The following is a 16,503-nucleotide window of genomic DNA, read 5'->3' as shown; positions in this document are numbered from 1 at the left end:
CGTGGCCGAGAGGGGCCGGTTGCGCGCCACCATCAGCCGCTGGGCCAACAGCTCCGAGGCGGAGATCAAGCACCTGCGCCAGACCCACGTGCAGGCCGGGGAGCTGTGCATCTCCGATGCTCCCGACCGGCAGCGGGTGCGGCTGCGAGGCATGCTGCGCACGGTCACCCTCCGCCCCCGCGGCGGGGTGCCGGCCCTCGAGGCGGACCTCGACGACGGCTCCGGCACCATCACGGTGGTGTGGCTGGGCCGACGGCGGATCGCCGGCATCGTGCCCGGCCGGTCGCTGCGCGTCGAGGGCCGCATCGGCACCCACGGCGGCCACCGGGTGATCTACAACCCCCGTTACGAGCTGCTGCCGTGACCGCGACGCCCTCCCGCCCCAGCGACCCGGCCTCCGTGGACACCGTCGAGGCCGTGGTCCGCAAGCAGCTCTCGCAGGCCCTCGGCGGCCGCCGCGGGATGGTCGAGGCCGCCGTCCCGACGATCCTGTTCACGGTCCTGTGGCTGAGCACCAAGGAGCTGCGGCTCGCGCTGTCCGTCAGCGTCGGCGCCGCCGCCGCCCTGCTCGTCGTGCGCCTGGTGCAGCGCTCGACGGTGCAGTTCTGCGTCAACGCGCTGCTCGGCATCGGCATCGGCTGGTTCTTCGTGCAGCGCTCGGCCGCGTCCGGCGGCAGCGCCGACGACCAGGCACTCGCCTACTTCCTGCCCGGCATCCTCTACAACTCGGGGTACGCCGTCCTGCTCGCGGCCACGTGCCTGGTCGGCTGGCCGATCGTGGGGTTCATGGTCGGCTCCGTCACCGGCGACGCGACCGCCTGGCACCGCGACCGCCAGGTGGTGCGCCTGTGCACCGCGCTGACCTGGATGCTGGCGCTGCCCTGCGTGCTGCGCGTCGCGGTCCAGGCGCCCATCTGGCTGGCCGGGAAGTCGGGGTCGTGGGACGCCGACACCGCCGTGGCCCTGCTCGGGGTGCTCAAGATCGGCCTCGGCTGGCCGCTGCAGCTGGCCACCCTGGCCGGGATGGTGTGGCTGCTGGCGCGCAACCACACGCCGCTGGCGGGGCCCGGGGAGCCCGAGCCGGCCTGAGGTTCGCTGTCGCTTCTCGCGGTTTGCCGGGGTTGCAACGGCTACCAACCGAGGCGATCCCCGGATATCCGGGGATCCCGACCCGGCCTCCCCCTCAGTGCTGGGTCGGCGAGAGCAGGCTCTCGAGCTCGTTCTCCACGTCCGCCGCCACCACGAAGAGCAGCTCGTCGCCCGCCTCGACCGGCTGCTGCGGGCCGGGGGTGTAGACCTGCCCGTCGCGCAGGATGGTCACCAGCGAGCAGTTCTCCGGGAAGGGGATGAGCCCGGTGGGCTTGCCGACGTACGGCGAGTCCTCGGGCAACGTCATCTCGACCAGGTTGGCGTTGCCGCGACGGAAGGTGAACAGCCGGACGAGGTCGCCGACCGTGACGGCCTCCTCGACGAGCGCCGACATGATGCGCGGGGTCGAGACGTTGACGTCGACGCCCCACGCCTCGGTGAACAGCCACTCGTTGTTGGGGTGGTTCACCCGCCCGACGGTGCGGGGCACGCCGAACTCGGTCTTGGCGAGCAGGGAGGTCACCAGGTTGACCTTGTCGTCGCCGGTGGCGGCGATGACCACGTCGCAGCGGTCGAGCCGGGCCTCCTCCAGGGAGGACAGCTCGCAGGAGTCCGCCAGCAGCCACTCGGCGTTGGCCACCCGCTCCGGCTTCACCGCCGAGGGGTTCTTGTCGATCAGCAGGACGTCGTGCCCGTTGTCGATGAGCTCGCGGGCGATGGAGCGCCCCACGGCGCCCGCTCCGGCGATGGCGACACGCATCAGATCTCCTCGGGGCCGGCATCGAGCTGGGCGTAGGCGTGGGCGGCGTGCTCCTCGCGCATCACGAGGTGGAGCAGGTCGCCCTCCTGGATGACGGAGTCGCGGGTGGGCAGCATGCCCTCGCCGAGCCGGTCGATCCAGGCGATCCGACAGCGCGTCTGCTCCTGGAGGTGGACGGTGCGGTGGCCGATCCACACCTCCGTCACGGGCACCTGGTCGACGCGGATCGTGCCCGAGGGGTCGCGGAAGTCGGGCTCGGCGCCGGCGGGCAGGATCCGGCGCAGCACCTGGTCGGCGGTCCACTTGACCGTGGCGACGGTCGTGATGCCCAGCCGCTGGTAGACCTCCGCACGACCGGGGTCGTAGATCCGCGCCACGACCTGCTGGATGCCGAAGGTCTCGCGCGCCACGCGGGCGGCGATGATGTTGGAGTTGTCGCCGCTGGAGACGGCCGCGAACGCGTCGGCGCGCCGGATGCCGGCCTTCTCCAGGACCTCGTGGTCGAAGCCGTACCCGGTGATCTTGTCGCCGTTGAACGAGGGTCCCAGCCGCCGGAAGGCGTCGGGGTCGCTGTCGATCACCGAGACGGTGTGGTTGCGGTCCTCCAGCGAGCGCGCGAGGGTCGAGCCGACCCGGCCGCAGCCCATGATCAAGACGTGCACAGGTGAAACCGTATCCCAGTCCCGCGCGCGTTGCGCGCGCGCGACCAGGTGGGGTCTAGCCTTGCCGCTCGTGGGTGTCGGCGACGTTTCCAAGCGCATCCTGCTCGGTCGCAAGCTGCGCAGCTCCCAGCTGGGGGAGACGCTCCTGCCCAAGCGGATCGCACTTCCGGTGTTCGCCAGCGATGCGCTCTCCTCGGTCGCCTACGCGCCCGACGAGGTGTTCATCATGCTGGCGGTCGCCGGGGCCTCGGCGTACACCTGGTCGTGGAAGATCGGCCTCGCGGTCGCGCTGGTGATGCTGACGGTCGTCGCGTCCTACCGGCAGACCGTGCACGCCTACCCCTCGGGGGGCGGCGACTACGAGGTGGCGATGGTCAACCTGGGCCGCACGGCGGGCATCACGGTCGGCAGCGCCCTGCTCGTCGACTACGTGCTGACGGTGGCGGTGTCGATCTCCGCGGCCGCGCAGTACGCCGCCGGGGCGCTGCCGTTCCTGATCGGCCACGAGGCGACGATCGGGTGCCTCGCCGTGGCGCTCCTGGCGGCGCTGAACCTGCGCGGGGTGCGGGAGTCGGGCACGTTGTTCGCGGTGCCGACGTACCTCTTCATGGCCGGCATCCTCGGCATGTGCGCCTACGGCCTGCTGCGCCTGCTGGCCGGCGACCTGCCCGACGCCGAGAGCGCCTCCCTCGACATCCGGCCGCAGGAGGGCTGGGAGGGGCCGCTGACGCAGGTCGCGCTGTTCTTCCTGCTGGCGCGCGCCTTCTCGTCGGGCTGCGCCGCGCTGACCGGCGTGGAGGCCATCTCCAACGGCGTCCCGGCCTTCAAGCGGCCCAAGAGCCGCAACGCCGCCACCACGCTGCTGCTCCTCGGCCTCATCTCCATCAGCATGATGATGAGCGTCATCGTGCTGGCCGAGCAGATGACGATCCGGTACGTCGACCCCCTCGAGCTGGACCGGCTGCGCACGGAGGCGGGGAACGCGCTGCCGGACAGCTACGAGCAGCACCCCGTCATCTCCCAGATCGCCAACGGGGTCTTCGACCACTTCCCGCCCGGGTTCTACTTCGTGGTGACGGTGACCGGGATCATCCTGGTGCTCGCCGCCAACACCGCGTTCAACGGCTTCCCGGTGCTGGGCTCGATCCTGGCCCAGGACGGTCTGGCGCCGCGCTCACTGGCCTCGCGCGGCGACCGGCTGGCGTACAGCAACGGCATCGTGTTCCTGGCAGCGATGTCCGCGCTCCTGATCTGGGTCTTCGGGGCCGAGACCACCCGGCTGATCCAGCTCTACATCGTCGGCGTCTTCGTCTCCTTCAACCTCAGCCAGCTCGGCATGATCCGGCACTGGACCCGCCACCTCGGCACCGAGCGCGACCCCGCCGAACGGCGACGGATGATGCGCTCGCGCGCGATCAACACCTTCGGCCTCGGCCTCACCGCGGTGGTGCTGGTGATCGTGGTCATCACCAAGTTCCTCGCGGGCGCCTGGATCACGATCCTCGCCCTGGGCTTCTTCTTCGTGCTGATGCAGGGCATCGCCCGGCACTACGACCAGGTCGCCCTCGAGCTGGCCGCCGACGAGGAGGACCGCGTGATGCCGACGCGCGTGCACGCGATCGTCCTGGTGAGCAAGCTGCACAAGCCCACGCTGCGGGCGCTGGCCTTCGCCAGGGCGACGCGGCCCAACGTGCTCGAGGCGGTGTACGTCGACATCGACGCCGCGGCGACCTACCGCCTGCTCGAGGAGTGGGACGAGCGACGCCTCGACCTCCCGCTCAAGGTCCTGCACTCGCCGTACCGCGAGGTCGTGCGGCCGATCGTCGAGTACGCCCGGGAGATCCGCCGCTCCAACCCGCGCGGCGTCGTGGCCGTCTACATCCCCGAGTACGTCGTGGGCCGCTGGTGGGAGCAGCTGCTCCACAACCAGACCGCCCTGCGCCTCAAGGGGCGGCTGCTGTTCGCCCCCGGGGTGATGGTGACGTCCGTGCCCTTCCAGCTGCGCTCCTCCCAGATCGCCCGGGATCGCGACCGGCGCTCCGACGACCGGGTCAAGGCCGGTGACCTGAGACGCGGCCGGATCCGGCGCCCGGACGCCCGCAGGGATAGGAGCGGGCGATGACCCGTGGCCGGCAGCGCCGTCCCCGCCGCCGCGTGCCGCGCGGGGAGTCGCGCGTCGGGCAGCGCTTCGAGGCGCTCGTGGGCCCGGTCGCCCACGGTGGCCACTGCATCGTGCGGCTGCCCGAGCCGGAGTCCCGGGTGGTCTTCACCCGGCACGCCGTCCCGGGCGAGCGCGTGGTCCTCGAGATCACCGAGGGCACCGACGGCGACCGGTTCTGGCGCGGCGACGCCGTCGAGGTGCTGGAGGCATCTCCCGACCGTGTCGACGCGCCGTGCCCGGTGGCCGGTCCCGGCCTCTGCGGCGGCTGCGACTTCCAGCACGTCGCCGTGCCGGCGCAGCGGTCGCTCAAGGCGGCCGTGGTGCGCGAGCAGCTGGTCCGGCTCGCGCACCTGGACCCCGATCACCCCCTGGTCGCGGACCTGGTCGTCGAGCAGGTGCCGGGCGACGTCGACGGACTGCGGTGGCGCACGCGCACCCGCTTCGTCCGCACGCCCGACGGGCGGCAGGGGCTGCGCAAGCACCGCTCGCACGACGTCGTGCCCGTCGAGGACTGCCTGATCACGCTGCGACACCGGTCCTCCGACGACGTGCCCGTGCCGGCGACGCGCACCGTGGTGGCGGCCGGCACCTCGCACGACTTCGGCATCGCCGACGACGGCTTCTGGCAGGTGCACCCCGGCGCGCCGACGGCGCTGGTCGAGACGGTGCTCGAGCTGCTCGACCCGCAGCCCGGTGAGTCGGTGCTCGACCTGTACGCCGGTGTCGGCCTCTTCGCGCGCTTCCTCGGCGACCGGGTGGGGGAGGACGCCCGCATCGTGGCGGTCGAGGGCGACCGGGAGGCCACCCGGCACGCGCGGCTCAACCTGGCCGGGTTCGGGCGGGCGCGGGCGCAGGCCGGCTCCGTGGACCAGGTGCTCGAGACGTCGTTCGACGAGCCCTTCGACCTCGTGGTGCTCGACCCGCCGCGTGAGGGCGCACGGGCCGGGGTCGTGGCCCAGGTGGTCGACCGCGCCCCTCGAGCCGTGGCGTACGTCGCGTGCGACCCGGCCGCGCTGGCCCGCGACGTCGCGAGCTTCGCCGGGCACGGCTACCGCCTGGAGGCGCTGCGGGCCTTCGACCTCTTCCCGATGACGCACCACGTCGAATGTGTCGCATTGTTCACCAGAACCGGTCCTGACCTGCGGTAATGCGATTCCCGCGCAGCAGGTCGAAAGCCGACATCTGGCCTTAAGGCTCACTTTGAGGCCCTTATGGCTCGCTTTGGCGTTGCGCCAGTTCGCTCAACCGTGGGCCGCGATTCCAGCCTGGGGGGAGTGCAGTTGCGGCGCTTTGAGCGCAATGTATGCCGACCGAGGTTCCGGACGCCGGATCACGTCCACGGCGCAGCTGGCGCGTCAACGTCGTGGTCCCTCGGGACTGCCCTACCCGCCCGGGAATTCTCGCGGGTGAGCCTTTCCGCCATAGCCGTCGTACCCGTCAGCTGCATCGCATGAGCCATGCTCTGCCGGTCGGACTCGGTGAGCGCTGCGAAGCGACGCCGGTGCGGATGCCGCCCGAACGCGACCACGTCGTGCACGGTCAGTCCAGACGGGTGGGGACGGGACTGGGAGAGCAGGGTGACCCGGTGTGCGAAGGCCCGCGCGCTGAGCGAGTCGCTGTCAGCGCCGGCGAGCTCCACCGCCCCGGAGGTGACCGGGTGCAGCCGGGCCAGCGATCGCAGAACGGTGGACTTGCTAGATGCGTTCGGGCCGATGAGGGCGGTGACGACACCGGCCTCCAGCCCCACCGACACGCCGTGCACGACCGCGCACGACCGTGCTGCGGGCATAGCCGAGCACCAGCTCGTGACCGACCAGCGCAGCGCTCATGACAAGGAAGGTTTGGCTAACTAAGGACCGCCTAACCAAGGGACCCTGCTTTACCGAACTCGTCGGGAGGCCTCGCCGTGGACGCAGATGCCCGGACCTCGGCGCTAATAGCTGGGGGCGCAAGGGGTTGACTCACTCATCGGACTCGATGCTCGGTAAGCGCGCTCACAGTACGGGGACTTGGCGAGGCGAGAGACTTGGGAGATGCGAATGCTGCGCGGGCTCCACTGGCCCACCCGCACCTTTAGCGCCTGGCGATCGCTGCGCTGGCGCGAGTGGACTGTTGACTGCCTGCGGGCCTCGGAGACCAACGAGCCGGGGCGGGAATGTTGCCGGAGTGGCATCGCGTTGGGCCAGGCGTCCGCGTTTCAACACGTCTGGAGTCCTCTTCCATGTCCACGTACACCGAGCCCGAACGCACCGTCGACGCCTCACGTCCACGACGGCTGCCGCCGACACCCGCGGCACCACCGGCCCAGCGAGGAGTGGCACTGGTAGGTGGTGCTATTGCCGTCGGGTTGCTGGCCTACACGCTGCGCACGCAGGGTGTGCCCCAGGCCGCCCTGCTGCTGCTCGGGGTGGGCCTGGGCTTCGCGTTGTTCCATGCCCGGTTCGGTTTCACCTCGGCGTGGCGGCAGCTCGTCGCAGTGGGGCAGGGCAAGGCGCTGCGCGCCCACACGGTGCTGCTGGCAGCGACCGCGATCCTGTTCGCGCCGTTCCTGGCCGCGGGTGTCAGCCCGACGGGGGCCGCGGTTGCGGGGTACGTCTCACCGGTGGGCATCGGGGTGGTCGTCGGTGCCACGATCTTCGGGGTCGGCATGCAGGTCGGCGGTGCCTGCGCGTCCGGCACCCTTTATGCCGTCGGCAGCGGTCACACGTCCATCCTGCTGACCCTCGGTGGCTTTGTGATCGGTGCCACCGTCGGAGCGGCACACATGGACTGGTGGGAGGCGACCCCCTCGATGGGGCCGGTCAGCCTGTCGGACCTCTTTGGCGGCACGGTGGGCGGACTCGCTGCGACGCTCGTCGTGCTCGGTCTGATCGCGGTCGCGACACTGCTCGTTGGGCGCCGCAGGAACCCACCTCCGGTGGAGCCAGTGGCGACCGCGACCGGCGTGTCCCGGGTGGTTCGTGGCGCGTGGCCGCTGTGGGTCGGCGCGCTCGCCCTCGCGGTGCTGAACCTCGGGGTCCTGCTGGTCTCCGGCGCTCCGTGGGGCGTGACCACGGCGTTCGCGCTCTGGGGATCGAAGGCTGCGGGCGCCCTGGGACTGGCCGACCCAACCACCTGGGGCTTTTGGTCGGGCCCACGAGCCGAGGTCCTCAGTGGATCCGTGCTGGCCGAGAGCACCAGCCTGACGAACTTCGGAATCATGGTTGGTGCCCTCATCGCCTCCGCGTTGGCCGGGGCCTTCAAGCTGCACCGCCGCATTCCCGGCCGGCTGGCGCTCGGCGCTGTGATCGGCGGACTGCTGATGGGGTACGGCGCCCGGCTCGCCTACGGCTGCAACATCGGGGCCTACCTGGGCGGGATCGCCTCCATGAGCCTGCACGGCTGGATCTGGGGGATCATGGCACTCCTCGGCACCTGGATCGGACTGCGATTCCGCCCGTTCTTTGGACTCTCCCGCCCTCGCCCCACCGACGGGGTGTGCTGACGGGCTACGCCCGGCTCACCGCAGGGAAGCTGAGATTCCAGCTCACCGAACTGCTGGCAATCCCACGCGCGCAGTGGTCGCGGAGGAGCGCTACTCGCAAGTCTTCAAACTCGACCACGTTCGGCCGAGCGTCGTCGCCGACGGGATCGCCGAGTGCCAGGTCCGGTTCCCGACCGTGCCGATCGTGTTCTGCGAGACCGCGAGCTCGCCCAGGAGTGGACATGCCGCTTCCTCGCGGCCGCTCGCGTCGGGTTCTTCGAGAAGATCGTCGGTGAGACATCGTCGTACGCGGCCTCGAAGCGGCACCGCCGCTCGCGCCTGCGCCGCCGACTCCGGCCGGAGTGCGTCGCTGGGCATCCGCGAACGACTTCGTCGTCTCCGACCGCGGCCAAATCCCCGTGGCGGTGATAGATCAGTACTCGAAGCTCGCGCTCGGGGGGAGATCTGGACCTGCTGTCGTTTGCGACTGCCGGCGCCCGATGACCGGAGGGCTCGGATTGGGCTCGGTTTGATTCGCAACCTCCAGCAAAGACGTTCTGACGATGTCAAGGCGCAACAGCGGCATCGTCGCAGGTCAGTGGCCAGTTTGGTCCGATGTGGGCAGCCAGTCGCAAACGATCGCACTCACGCTCAGTGCCGTTTGCGTGTTCCCGATGACGCACCACGTCGAATGTGTCGCGCTGCTGGAGAAAAGCGGCTCTGACCTGCGGTGACGCGACTCGCGAGGAAGTCGTCGACCTCCGACCCGTCTTGTGGCGCTCTGTGGGCGCACTGTGCGCCACTGCGTGCCCTGTTCCGCGCCCCGGGAGCTCGCGCGCGGTTCGCACAGGTGCAGGGCTACGGGCGATGCTGCAAGCCCTCACGCGACCTGTTGGTGGACCTGGACCGCTGGGCCACTGGTGACAATTCCGTCTCCATTGCCGCGTTTTCATTTCCTGCGGGTTATTCCAGCCACTATGTTGCCCACACCACAGCCGTCCCGTTCGCATAGCGCTACAGGGAGTCACCAAGTGAACCAGAATCCGCGCCCCAGCTTCGAGCTTTCCCGCCGCCAGCTGTTGAGATACTCCGGGATCGGCGTCGCTGCCGTGGCCGGCAGCAGCTTCCTCACCGCCTGCGGCGAGGACGGCGGCGGGGGAGGCGGCGGCGGTGGTGGCCCGCAGGCGTCCGGCGGCACCCTCATCCACGGCGCCACCGGCGGCGGCGCCAAGGACACCATCGACCCGCATCAGCCGGTCACCGCGGCCGACATCGCCCGGGTCTGCAACCTCTACGAGCCGCTGCTGTTCTGGAACAACAACTACGAGCTCGAGGCGGCGCTCGCCGAGTCCGTGGAGCCCTCCGCCGACGCCAAGACCTGGACGGTCACCATGCGGCAGGGCGCGACCTTCCACAACGGTCAGCCGGTGACCGCGGAGGACGCCTGGCTCAGCATCCGCCGCGTCGCGGACCCGAAGGCGCCGCTGTCGGCCGGTGGTCAGCTCTCGCAGATCATCGACTTCGAGTCGTCCAAGGTCGTCGACGAGGCCACCCTGCAGATCGTCCTCAACACGCCCTACGCGATCCTCGACTCGCTGCTCGCTGAGTACACCCTGGGCATCATCCCCGGCGGTGAGTTCGACCCGGCCAACCCGGTCGGCACCGGTGCGTTCGCCTACGAGTCGTTCGAGGCCGGCAAGACCAGCACCTTCACCAAGTACGCCGACTACTGGGGCGACGCCGCCTTCCTCGACGAGCTGGTCATCCAGGACTTCGCCGACGACAACGCGAAGGTCAACGCGCTGCAGGCCAACCAGATCCAGACGCTGGACAACCTGCCCTACAACCTGATCGACACCATCAAGGGGGCCGGCGGCGGCGTGCTCGAGGCCCAGGGCGGCCAGTGGACGCCGTTCACCATGCGCGTCGACCAGGCGCCGTTCAACGACGTCCGCGTCCGCCAGGCCTTCCGCCTGATCGTCGACCGGCAGGCGATGATCGACCAGACGCTGAGCGGCTACGGCTCGCTGGGCAACGACCTCTACGCCCCGCTGGACACGGCCTATGCCAGCGACCTGCCGCAGCGCGAGCAGGACATCGACCAGGCCAAGTCCCTGCTCGCCCAGGCGGGTGCGGAGGGCCTGCAGGTCGAGCTGTTCACCGGCGACGACATCGGCTCCGTGGCCGTCCCGGCGGCGAACCTCTTCGCCGAGCAGGCCAAGGCAGCCGGGGTCGAGGTCAAGGTCACCAAGAAGACGCCGTTCTACGACGACGACTACCTGTCCTACACCTTCGCCCAGGACTTCTGGAACACCCGCAACTACATCCCGCAGGCGGTGGTCGGCACGTTCCCGCCGGAGCAGGGCGGCACCTACAACGAGACCCACTGGGACAACCAGGAGCACCGCGACCTGGTCAACGCGGCGGCCAAGGAGGTCGACGAGGCCAGGCGGGCCGAGCTGATCCGCGACGCGCAGGAGATCGAGTACAACGAGGGCGGGCTGATCATCTGGGGCTTCCGCAACCAGATCGACGCCCACGCGAGCAACGTGCAGGGCCTGGAGCCCAGCAAGTACCTACCGCTCGGCAACTACAAGTTCAGCAAGGTCTCGGTCTGAGATGACCCAGGTCGCGACTCTCCCTGATCCGCTCGCGGAGGTCGCACCTCCTCGGGGCCGCTCCGGCGGGGCGGCGTGGGGCCTCTGGCTCGCACGCCGCCTCGGCCTGGCGGCCCTGACCATGTGGCTCGTCTCGGTCCTGGTCTTCGTGGCCACCGCCGCCCTCGGCGACCCGGTCCGCGCGATCCTCGGGCGCGACTACGACTCCAACGTCGCCCGACGCCAGCAGCTGGAGGACCAGCTCGGCGTCGGCGACTCCCTGGTCAGCCGCTACCTCGACTGGCTCGGCGGCCTGGTGACCGGTGACCTGGGTACGTCGCTGGCCAACCAGCAGCCGGTGTGGGGCCAGATCTCGAGCACGGTCACGAACACGCTGGTGCTGGTGCTCCTGTCGGCGCTGGTCATGATCCCGCTGGCCTTCGGCATCGCGATGATCTCGGCGCACTTCCGTCGCAAGCGCCCGGACACCGTCATCCAGACGGTCCTGCTGGCGCTGGCCGGCGTCCCCGAGTTCGTGACCGGCATCCTGCTGGTCGCCCTCTTCTCGACGTCGGTGTTCAACATCTTCCCGGCCGTCACCCTGGTGGCCCCGGGCGGCAGCCCGTGGGACGAGCCGAAGGGCATGGTGCTCCCGGTCGCCACGCTGGTGCTCGCGGTGACGCCGTACGTCTCCCGGATCGTGCGGGCGACCCTGCTCGAGGTGCTCGACAGCGACTACGTCGAGCTCGCCCGGCTCAAGGGCATCCCCGAGCCGGTCGTGATGCGCAGGCACGCGCTGCTCAACGCGATCGTGCCCGGCATCCAGGTCATCGCCCTCCAGCTCGCGTGGCTGGCCGGCGGCGTCGTGCTCGTCGAGACGTTGTTCGCCTACCCCGGGGTCGGCAAGCAGCTCGTCGACTCGGTCCGCAACCACGACGTCCCGATGGTCCAGGCGCTCAGCATGATCATCGCCGGGGTCTACATCGTGGTGAACCTCGTGGCCGACGTGCTCTCGATCCTCCTGACCCCGCGCGCGAGGACGGCGATCTCCTCATGACCGACACCCAGGCAGCCCCCGCCCCGGCTAGCTTCTTCCGCCGGGCGCTCCAGCAGAAGCGGTTCGCGTTCGGGTTCGGCGTGACCCTGCTCATCGTGCTGTTCGCGATCCTCGCGCCGTTCTTCGCGCCGTACACCGAGGAGGAGACCGCCGGACCGCCGTACGCCCCCGACGGGCTCTTCGGCACCGACTACATCGGCCAGGACGTGTTGAGCCGACTGATGCACGGCGGCCAGGGAGTCCTGCTCATCTCGGTGCTCGCGACCCTGCTCGGCATGGTGCTCGGTGTCCTGATCGGCGTGGTCGCGGCCTACGCCGGCGGGTGGTGGGACGAGGTCATCATGCGCCTCAACGACGTGCTCCTCGCCTTCCCGCAGATCCTCCTCGCCCTGGTCGTCCTCACGGCCCTGCAGAATCCCGCCTCGTGGGTGATCGTGGTCCTCATCGGGGTCTCGCACGCGCCCAGGGTGGCGCGGGTCTCGCGCGGCGTCGCACTCGGGATCGTGTCCCGCGACTTCGTGGTCGCCGCCGAGGCGCTCGGCGAGAAGCGGAGCCGCGTGATCGTCGCCGAGGTGCTCCCGAACATGATCGGGCCGCTGCTCGCGGAGGCCGGGCTCCGGCTCACCTACTCGATCGGGGTGGTCGCCGCCCTCGGCTTCCTCGGCTTCGCCGCGGACCCGGGCGCGGCCAACTGGGGCCAGATGATGAACGAGAACCGACTGGGTCTCCAGACCCAACCCTGGGCGGTGGTGGCGCCGGTGCTGATGATCGCCATCTTCACCATCGCGACCAACCTGATGGCCGACGGCCTCGCGCAGGCGAGCCAGAAGGGCGACTGACATGACCGCCACCACCTCCGCCACCGGCCACGTCGTCAGGAGGACCGGCGGCCTGGTCATCGAGGACCTCGGTGTCAGCCTGACCGGCGATGACGTCGACGTCGTCGACGGCATCGACCTGGTGCTGAGACCCGGTGAGGTCGTCGGCCTGGTGGGCGAGTCCGGCTCGGGCAAGACGACGGTCGGCACCTCGCTGCTCGGCTACTCGCGGGCGGGCGCCCACATCTCGGCGGGCAGGGTCCTGCTCGAGGACCGCGACGTCCTCACCATGCACTGGCGCGAGGTGCGCAAGCTGCGCGGCGAGGAGATCGCCTACGTCCCGCAGGACCCTGCGTCCGCGCTCAACCCCAGCATCCGGATCGGCAGGCAGATCGTCGAGCTGCAGCAGCTGCGCGGCATCGGCACCGCCGGGTCGCGGCTGCAGGCCGCCCGGGACGGCCTGGCCGAGGTAGGGCTGCCGAACGACGACGAGTTCCTCCGGCGCTACGCCCACCAGCTCTCGGGCGGACAGGTGCAGCGCGTCGCGCTGGCCATGGCGTTCCTGCCCAAGCCCAAGGTGCTCGTGCTCGACGAGCCCACGACCGGCCTCGACGTGACCACCCAGAAGATGGTCCTCGACACGATGGCCGGGCTGTGCCGCGCCCACGGCGTCAGCGCGCTCTACGTGACGCACGACCTCGCCGTGGTGGCCAACATCGCCGACCGGGTCGCCGTGATGTACGCCGGGCAGATCGCCGAGCTCGGGCCCCGGGACACGATCTTCCAGAACCCCTCGCACCCCTACACCCGGGCGCTGCTCGACTCGATCCCGCACCTGAGCCAGGCCCGCGCCCTCAAGGGCATCCCGGGCCGGACACCGTCTCCCGGCCGCCGGCCCGACGGCTGCCGGTTCAACGACCGGTGTGGCTTCGTCGTCGACCGGTGCCGCACGGAGGTGCCGGAGCTGCGCACCATCGCGCCCGACCACGACGTGCGCTGCCACCGGGTCGGCGAGATCGGGACGTGGGACATCAACCTCGGCACCGTCCCCGACGCCGACCCCGACCGCGCGCGCGACGTCATCCTCTCGGTCGAGGGCCTCACGGTCTTCTACGGCCGCAAGCAGGTGGTCCACGACGTCTCCTTCGACCTGGCCAAGGGAGAGGTGGTCGCGCTGGTCGGCGAGTCCGGCAGCGGCAAGACCACGATCTCGCGCTCGGTCGGCGGCCTGCACAAGGACTGGACCGGCACCGTCGCCTTCGAGGGCCGGACCCTGGCGACCAGCGCCCGCAAGCGCACCGCCGAGGACCGGCGACGCATGCAGTACATCTTCCAGAACCCCTACCTCTCGCTGAACCCGCGGCTGACCATCGAGCAGATCATCCGGCGGCCCATGGAGCTGTTCGGCCTGGCCAGGGGCAAGGAGGCCACCGACCGGGTCGTCGAGCTCATGGGCCAGGTCGCGCTCGGTTCGCAGATGCTGCACTACCAGGCCAGCCGGCTCTCGGGCGGTGAGCGGCAGCGGGTCGCCATCGCCCGCGCGCTGGCCGCCCAGCCCGACGTGATGATCTGCGACGAGATCACCTCGGCGCTGGACGTGTCGGTGCAGGGGTCGATCGTGGAGCTGCTCGAGGGGCTGCGCCAGGAGCGGGGCATCAGCATGCTCTTCGTGACCCACAACCTGGCGCTGGTGCGCTCGATCGCGGCGAGCGTCCAGATCCTGCAGGACGGGCAGGTCGTCGAGGCGGGCCCCGTCGTGACCGTCATGGAGACCCCGCGGGAGGAGTACACCCGCAAGCTGCTCTCGAACAGCCCGCGGATCGACTGAGCCGGGTGCGCGTCTCCACCGTGGGGTCCGCACTCTCCACCCTGCCGTTCACCGACCCCCAGCAGGAGCCGGGCTGGAGCCACGTGGCCGTGCCGGCGGCCGCGGGCCGCCCGCTGCCGGGGGCGCCCCGGGGCCTGGCGGTCGAGGTCTCCGGCGCCGGACGGTCGCGCAGCCTGCCGGCGTGGGTCCACGAGACGTGGTCCACCTCGCTGCTCGTGGTCGAGGGCGGCCGCGTCGTGCACGAGTGGTACGCCGACGGACTGGGGCCCGACACGCGATTCCTCGGCGCCTCGATGTCCAAGTCGGTCCTCGCCCACCTGGTGGGCCGGGCGGTCCGGGAGGGTGCCCTGACGCCGGCCGACCACGTGGTCGCGCACGTCCCCGACCTCTCCGGCAGCGGGTACGACGGCACCACGGTCGCGGACCTCCTCACCATGACCTCGGGCGTCGACTGGGTCGAGGACCACCGCGACCCCGCGAGCCCGGCCTCGCGGCTCCTGGCATGCTTCGCCGGACCGGGGGACTCCCGCGCGCTGCTGGCCTCGGTGCGGCAGGGGGAGGCACCCGGGACGCGCTTCGCCTACTGCACCGCCGACTCGCAGGTCCTGGACTGGGTGCGCGAGCGCGCGACCGGGCGCGCGTACGCCGACGACCTGACCCGGCTCTGGCGCGACCTGGGCTGCACCCACGACGCCGCCATGGCGGTCGACGGCGCCGGGGTGGCCCTGGCCGGGGGCGGCCTGGCCGCCACGGCGCGGGACTGGGCGAAGGTCGCCCTGCTGGCCGTCGCGGGGCGCAGCGACACGGGCGAGCGGCTGCTCGACCCGGACTGGGTCGCGGCGGCCGCGCGGCCGGCGTACCCCTTCCTGGGGGTGGGGCGCCTGCCGAGCAGCATCACCACCCACGCCGGCTTCGGCTACCACTGGTGGCCGATGGACGACGAGGGTCACCGGGTCACCGCCGACGGCAGCCGTGGCCAGCTGGCCGCGGTCGACCGGCGTACGGGCTCGGCCGTGGTCAAGACCTCCCTGTGGCCCTACGACGACCCCTGGGCCGACCGCCAGCACCGCGACCTCAGCTACCTCGGGCTGCACGCCCTCCTCGACGCCGCGGCGACCTCCGGGACCCAGCCAGAAGAACGAGCAGACAGACAGAAGGAGAGGCACCCATGAAGGCCGCGATGAACCGCACGGTGATGATCACCTGTGCCCTGACCGGCGCGGGGGACACCGTCGGCCGCTCGGAGCTCGTGCCCGTGACCCCGGAGCAGATCGCCGAGGCGGGGATCGAGGCCGCCCGTGCGGGCGCCGCGATCGTCCACGTCCACGTCCGGGACCCCGAGACCGGCAAGGGGTCGCGCGACGTCGCGTTGTACCGCGAGGTGGTCGAGCGGATCCGCGCGTCCGACGTCGACGTCATCGTCAACACCACCGCCGGGATGGGCGGCGACCTCGTCCTGGACCCGCAGGCGCCCACGACGTTCCTCGACGGCACCGACCTCGTCAACGGGGTCGAGCGGCTCGCGCACGTGGAGGAGCTCCTCCCCGACATCTGCACGCTCGACTGCGGCAGCCTCAACTTCGGCGGGGGCAGCCTGGTCTACGTGAGCACGCCGGACATGCTGCGCGACGGGGCGAAGCGGATCCAGGAGCTCGGCGTCCGGGTGGAGATGGAGATCTTCGACACCGGTCACCTGTGGTTCGCCAAGGAGCTCGTCGAGGAGGGCCTGATCGACTCGCCGGCGTTGTTCCAGCTGTGCATGGGCATCCCGTACGGCGCGCCCGCCGATCCCGCCACCCTCGCCGCGATGGTCCAGCAGCTGCCCGAGGGCGCGGTGTGGGCGTCGTTCGCGCTCGGTCCCATGCAGATGCCGTGGGTGGCGCAGTCGGTCCTGCTGGGCGGCCACGTGCGCGTCGGGCTCGAGGACAACCTCTACCTGCGCAAGGGCGTGAAGGCCACCAACGGGCAGCTGGTGGAGCAGGCCCGCACCATCGTCGAGGCGATGGGGGCGAAGGTCGCGACGCCGGACGAGGCCCGCGAGATCCTGCGACTCAAGGCGTGGTCCTGA

At 70.9% G+C, this 16,503-nt stretch carries 14 protein-coding genes; 11 read left to right on the top strand and 3 right to left on the bottom strand.

Features of this window, described 5'->3' with window-relative positions:
• Position 1: 1 nt before the first annotated feature.
• Together QZX64_RS14045 and QZX64_RS14040 are read left to right on the top strand one after the other, a co-directional pair.
• A complete protein-coding gene (locus QZX64_RS14045; protein WP_295661003.1) occupies positions 2-364 on the top strand; it encodes an OB-fold nucleic acid binding domain-containing protein in 363 nt (120 codons plus the stop codon).
• Positions 361-1,089: a DUF3159 domain-containing protein gene (locus tag QZX64_RS14040; protein WP_295661001.1), complete on the top strand. Its 729-nt coding sequence runs from the start codon at positions 361-363 to the stop codon at positions 1,087-1,089. Before QZX64_RS14045 ends, QZX64_RS14040 begins: the two co-directional genes overlap by 4 nt.
• A 94-nt stretch (positions 1,090-1,183) precedes the next feature.
• Here the strand turns inward: QZX64_RS14040 and QZX64_RS14035 are convergent, their stop codons facing one another.
• Positions 1,184-1,849, bottom strand: a complete 666-nt coding sequence (locus QZX64_RS14035; protein ID WP_295660999.1) for a TrkA family potassium uptake protein — start codon at positions 1,847-1,849, stop codon at positions 1,184-1,186.
• On the bottom strand, positions 1,849-2,511 hold the full coding sequence (locus tag QZX64_RS14030; protein WP_295660997.1) for a TrkA family potassium uptake protein: 663 nt from the start codon (positions 2,509-2,511) through the stop codon (positions 1,849-1,851). Before QZX64_RS14030 ends, QZX64_RS14035 begins: the two co-directional genes overlap by 1 nt.
• A 70-nt stretch (positions 2,512-2,581) precedes the next feature.
• On the opposite strand from QZX64_RS14030, the gene QZX64_RS14025 reads away from it, so the two are divergent.
• Complete coding sequence (locus QZX64_RS14025; protein WP_295660995.1) at positions 2,582-4,633, top strand: APC family permease; 2,052 nt, start codon at positions 2,582-2,584, stop codon at positions 4,631-4,633.
• Positions 4,630-5,820 (top strand): class I SAM-dependent RNA methyltransferase, encoded by a 1,191-nt coding sequence (locus QZX64_RS14020; protein WP_295660993.1) that lies wholly within the window; start codon positions 4,630-4,632, stop codon positions 5,818-5,820. Before QZX64_RS14025 ends, QZX64_RS14020 begins: the two co-directional genes overlap by 4 nt.
• Before the next feature lie 182 nt (positions 5,821-6,002).
• Here the strand turns inward: QZX64_RS14020 and QZX64_RS16735 are convergent, their stop codons facing one another.
• Entirely contained in the window at positions 6,003-6,461 is a 459-nt protein-coding gene (locus QZX64_RS16735) for an ABC transporter ATP-binding protein (protein WP_366558553.1), read from the bottom strand.
• A gap of 432 nt (positions 6,462-6,893) precedes the next feature.
• Here QZX64_RS16735 and QZX64_RS14015 point away from each other — a divergent pair, with 432 nt between their 5' ends.
• The 7 genes from QZX64_RS14015 (at position 6,894) to QZX64_RS13985 (ending at position 16,503) form a co-directional block, all read left to right on the top strand.
• Positions 6,894-8,156, top strand: coding sequence for a YeeE/YedE family protein (locus QZX64_RS14015; RefSeq protein ID WP_295660992.1), 1,263 nt, complete (start codon positions 6,894-6,896; stop codon positions 8,154-8,156).
• Positions 8,157-9,244: 1,088 nt separating this feature from the next.
• Complete coding sequence (locus QZX64_RS14010; RefSeq protein WP_295660990.1) at positions 9,245-10,753, top strand: ABC transporter substrate-binding protein; 1,509 nt, start codon at positions 9,245-9,247, stop codon at positions 10,751-10,753.
• A 1-nt stretch (position 10,754) separates the two neighbouring features.
• Positions 10,755-11,789, top strand: coding sequence for an ABC transporter permease (locus QZX64_RS14005; RefSeq protein WP_295660988.1), 1,035 nt, complete (start codon positions 10,755-10,757; stop codon positions 11,787-11,789).
• Positions 11,786-12,628 carry an ABC transporter permease gene (locus tag QZX64_RS14000; RefSeq protein ID WP_295660986.1) on the top strand — a complete coding sequence of 281 codons (843 nt, stop codon included), beginning with the start codon at positions 11,786-11,788 and terminating at the stop codon, positions 12,626-12,628. Before QZX64_RS14005 ends, QZX64_RS14000 begins: the two co-directional genes overlap by 4 nt.
• A 1-nt stretch (position 12,629) precedes the next feature.
• Positions 12,630-14,435, top strand: coding sequence for an ABC transporter ATP-binding protein (locus tag QZX64_RS13995; RefSeq protein ID WP_295660984.1), 1,806 nt, complete (start codon positions 12,630-12,632; stop codon positions 14,433-14,435).
• Between the two features lie 5 nt (positions 14,436-14,440).
• Entirely contained in the window at positions 14,441-15,607 is a 1,167-nt protein-coding gene (locus QZX64_RS13990; RefSeq protein WP_295660982.1) for a serine hydrolase, read from the top strand.
• Entirely contained in the window at positions 15,604-16,503 is a 900-nt protein-coding gene (locus QZX64_RS13985; RefSeq protein WP_295660980.1) for a 3-keto-5-aminohexanoate cleavage protein, read from the top strand. The genes QZX64_RS13990 and QZX64_RS13985 overlap by 4 nt, the downstream gene beginning before the upstream one ends.

This window comes from uncultured Nocardioides sp. (assembly GCF_902805925.1).
Lineage (GTDB): Bacteria > Actinomycetota > Actinomycetes > Propionibacteriales > Nocardioidaceae > Nocardioides.
This window is presented reverse-complemented; position numbering and strand designations above follow the sequence as displayed.

Bases quoted from the DNA above. Each gene is read 5' to 3' on its own strand.
- QZX64_RS14035 (WP_295660999.1), bottom strand. From the start codon at position 1,849: ATGCGTGTCGCCATCGCCGGAGCGGGCGCCGTGGGGCGCTCCATCGCC.
- QZX64_RS14020 (WP_295660993.1), top strand. From the start codon at position 4,630: ATGACCCGTGGCCGGCAGCGCCGTCCCCGCCGCCGCGTGCCGCGCGGG.
- QZX64_RS16735 (WP_366558553.1), bottom strand. From the start codon at position 6,461: ATGCCCGCAGCACGGTCGTGCGCGGTCGTGCACGGCGTGTCGGTGGGG.
- QZX64_RS14015 (WP_295660992.1), top strand. From the start codon at position 6,894: ATGTCCACGTACACCGAGCCCGAACGCACCGTCGACGCCTCACGTCCA.
- QZX64_RS14005 (WP_295660988.1), top strand. From the start codon at position 10,755: ATGACCCAGGTCGCGACTCTCCCTGATCCGCTCGCGGAGGTCGCACCT.
- QZX64_RS14000 (WP_295660986.1), top strand. From the start codon at position 11,786: ATGACCGACACCCAGGCAGCCCCCGCCCCGGCTAGCTTCTTCCGCCGG.
- QZX64_RS13995 (WP_295660984.1), top strand. From the start codon at position 12,630: ATGACCGCCACCACCTCCGCCACCGGCCACGTCGTCAGGAGGACCGGC.
- QZX64_RS13985 (WP_295660980.1), top strand. From the start codon at position 15,604: ATGAAGGCCGCGATGAACCGCACGGTGATGATCACCTGTGCCCTGACC.